This window comes from Planktothrix sp. FACHB-1355 (assembly GCF_014748295.1).
GTDB lineage: Bacteria > Cyanobacteriota > Cyanobacteriia > Cyanobacteriales > Aerosakkonemataceae > Aerosakkonema > Aerosakkonema funiforme_A.
This window is the reverse complement of record NZ_JACJUP010000788.1, coordinates 1-3,413: the sequence shown is the minus strand read 5'-3', so window position 1 is coordinate 3,413 and position 3,413 is coordinate 1. Positions and strand designations below refer to the sequence as shown.

Annotated in this window: 5 protein-coding genes and 1 pseudogene; all 6 read right to left on the bottom strand. The window is 39.8% G+C overall.

Annotation, left to right across the window (positions count from 1 at the left end):
* Window positions 1–296 (bottom strand): hypothetical protein (locus H6S82_RS24870; protein ID WP_206756894.1); only part of this gene is annotated, 296 nt, incomplete at its 3' end.
* 100 nt (window positions 297–396) lie between these two features.
* The gene (locus tag H6S82_RS24865) at window positions 397–894 is read right to left on the bottom strand and encodes a hypothetical protein (protein ID WP_190475097.1); all 498 of its coding nucleotides are present in this window, start codon (window positions 892–894) and stop codon (window positions 397–399) included.
* A gap of 164 nt (window positions 895–1,058) precedes the next feature.
* Entirely contained in the window at window positions 1,059–1,511 is a 453-nt protein-coding gene (locus H6S82_RS24860; protein ID WP_190475096.1) for a hypothetical protein, read from the bottom strand.
* 193 nt (window positions 1,512–1,704) lie between these two features.
* The gene (locus tag H6S82_RS24855; protein ID WP_190475094.1) at window positions 1,705–2,040 is read right to left on the bottom strand and encodes a hypothetical protein; all 336 of its coding nucleotides are present in this window, start codon (window positions 2,038–2,040) and stop codon (window positions 1,705–1,707) included.
* A 377-nt stretch (window positions 2,041–2,417) separates the two neighbouring features.
* A complete protein-coding gene (locus H6S82_RS24850) occupies window positions 2,418–2,774 on the bottom strand; it encodes a hypothetical protein (RefSeq protein WP_190475092.1) in 357 nt (118 codons plus the stop codon).
* Between the two features lie 375 nt (window positions 2,775–3,149).
* Window positions 3,150–3,308 (bottom strand): annotated as a pseudogene (locus H6S82_RS24845) (DUF5996 family protein); the annotation flags it as partial.
* Window positions 3,309–3,413 lie beyond the last annotated feature (105 nt).

Here is a 3,413-nt window from a genome sequence, read left to right as displayed (position 1 = left end):
GAATCATCTGGTTGATAATTTTCTAAGTCAATGCAAAAACACATTAAGTCAGTTACTACACCATCGTCAATGTCTTTAGCCAGCTTAATAACTCGCCTCAAATAAGCTCTCTCCCAACCTTCCAATTTGCGAGTTTGTTGTTTCTGGTACGCTTTTAGCAATTTATGCAGCCAAGCTTGGTAACAGTCAAGAGATTCTGCTAATGTTTTAACTCGAAATCTTGCTATTCCTGGTTTATGACTGAAGGGATTACCGAGGCCGAGGTCTTCAATAGTACGACCTCGACCACAGTACAAAACACCAGGTTTGTTGAGTAGTTTGGAATTGTATCTTCGGATGTTAATCATGCTGGAATAGGCAATAATTACACTCAGATTCTGGCACTCGCCGTTTTAACTAGCTTGCTTGCATTTGGTCAATTATTGGTGCAATTTGGTCTTGCTTATCTTCTAAATGTTTCCTAATTTGCGATCGCAACCAAGATGTTGGCGCATCCTTACCGTTAATTTTAAGTCTAATGCGATCGCTTTTTGGCAGTGTAGTATTAAGTGAGCGAATAACTGCACGGCATTGGCGAAGTGTAAGTTTCTCAATTTGACCTAATTCTGGCAAGTCAAGAGTAGTACAATTGGTATTTGTACTACTTGTGTCCAGTGTTTCTGTTGCGATCTTTGTAGAGCTTATGTCTGTTGTGTCTGTAGCATCTGTTTTTTCTGTTTTTGTTTGTTGCCCTGTTTCGTTGGTAGATACAGTTGGTATGGTTTCAGATGATACCGATGCTGGCTTTTTAGCAAAAGCGGTGGTGAAAATGTAGTGAGCGAAGATGCCACCATACCCTATAATGGCTACCGCTTCGATTGCGAAAGTCAGTAAATCTTGCAATTCTTGATACATTTGCGTTCACTCAATCTTTTTTAGGGTAGCGGCGATCGCCGCTAGAAATTAAATCTGCCCTTAACTTAAAACCTTGGAGTTGACCCTTTAGAAGTATTGGCAGCAAAGCAACTGAATTGGTACTTGCTAGTTTCAAATTCTTAAGTACGATCGCTAATTCAAAACTAAGCAGGTATAGTTTGAATCACCCAAACCCAAGAATCAGTTTTCAGATCAAGCCACCTTTGGAGTAGGTAAACCTGAATAGCAGCTTGATATGAAGTCGTATTATGCAGAGGGGATATCCCAGTCATCCGAGCAATTTCTTCTGATATATTGCTAAGTTGTTCGACTTCAATACTAGCGATAATTAGCTTAACTAATGGAGCGGATATGTGTAAGATTTCTCCTACTTTACCCCAAGGGCATTCGATTGGAAGATCCGCAATACTAGGCAGCAGTAACGGAATGTTGTCAATCATAAATGGTTTGGCTAACCATTGACCATCAAGAGGAGATTCCTTAGATTTACCTAGTGGTCGTGGTTGCACTGGACGAATGAGAAAACCAGTTGAAGACAGCAAATAATTTGTCTCAAATGTTGTTAATTCGATGGGGCGATCGTTAAAAGTCATCATTGGTATGTCTCCTAATAACAATTGATTTTTAATCAGCTTTATCGGTAAACATTATCGATGTCATTCGCTGTTTAAGCAGATAAAAGCTACTTATTAAGTGCGGCGCTAGCCAAATCATCATTTTTACTGCTAGTAGCATCTGCATAAAAAACTCCGCAGTCGTGCGGAGTTTTTATCTTTTTGCCAAAAGGTTTTAAAGCTTAATATTATTAAGTTCAACAGATGGCAGTTGTGCTAATACTTCAGGAGCTAGTTGACAGATATAGCCAATGCAGTGACCGACTGGCACTGTTTGCCCAGTTGGATGTACAATTTGAGCAGCTACCAGTGCTGGCAAAATTCCTTCATTTTCCGCATAATTTTTTATGACAACAAAATCAGGCGGTAATTGAAGTTCAGGCACATTGATAGTGGCTGTTGCTACAGGCATTCCTTCGGTATTTACTAAACGCAGACAAGGAGATGTGCCACGATCGTAGCGACTAACTTTGATTTCGCATTCGTAGCCGATGAAGTTAACAGTTTGCATGGTTTTTACCAAGTTTACTTCATCACAAAAGCGACAATAGTCGCCTGTTTAATTAGTAAACAATGAAGTCGCTGAATTCGTTTTAGACAATGTAGTTTGAAAGATTAAATCAAGGGGATTCAAATCGATCGTAGGAGCATAGGATTGCAGGAACGTCGGATTCCAGAGCGCAGAAGCGTAGAATTGTAGGAGCATAGGATTGCAGAAACGTAAGATTTCAGAGCGTAGAATTGTAGGAGCGCACTTAGCATAAAATTCATCACTTGAACCATTTGCACTTTTCGTACTAACAGCGTTAGCTGTTTCTCGTTGACTGGGTGGGTGGGGGGTCAAAGAAAAACCGCTTAAAGCGGCTTTTTGATTAATCGAGTTGAGCTTTATTTGATGAAGTCGTCATTATCATCATCGTCTTCATCTTTAGCATTACGTTTGGATGCTTTTACTGCATCTTGCACGTAACGGAAGTGCAATTCGATTATGGCTTGTTCGGATGCAAGCCAATAGCAGTTGCTCAGAAGTTCATCAAGTATTTCATCAGCCGTATGTTCGGCATAGAAGTTGTTGAAATACTCGTTAAACTTCTCCCAATCCAATGCTTTACCTTTTGGTAATTGTCGTTGCTTGGCACGACCTGTCAGTTCGCGTGCGACATGAAGAAACATTTCTTTACGTTGTTCTTCATAGCTTTCTGCGAATTGCTTTTGCATTGGTGTTTGAGTTTTAACTTTAGCCATGATTGGCGCTCCTAGCTTTACTTCACAACTGAAGCGACGACAGTCGAATCTATTTTTAAGATTCGGTTTATCGGCAATTGCTTCATAAATTTAGTATCGATAGATGCTTTATGTTTGGCTTAATTGCCAAAACTTGACCTTTTTTGAATTCAAAATTCAAAATTAATAAGAAAATTGATTTTAAATTAATTAATTCCGAGTACAGGCTCCCACTGAATCAAAATTCAGTGGTCTACAATCAGTGGTGGGTCAGAAGCTCCACTGATTGTAATTTTGAATTAATAATTTTGAATTTTGAATTGGTTTGACTTAGGGTCAAAAAATTAATTCTGGTGGATGCAACTCCCACCAGATTCGCTTTCTAGAACAGAAAAACTAACTCTTCATTACTGGATTGTAATCCAACGCCGCCCGCTCCCAATGCCCTAAATTCGCTGCTGCTTCATAAGTGCTTTGCAAAAAACTTAGCACCATTGCGTCTGGATCGCTTGCCTGCCTTACTGCCTCATAAGGCAAGACGAACTCTTGCATTTCTGGGCTAAAGAACTGGAGTTTAGACTATCGCACCGCAGGTGCGATGTCTAAACTCCTAAGAGTAAAGTTTTACTGACGCGATCGACTCGATAGATAAAAGTTGAG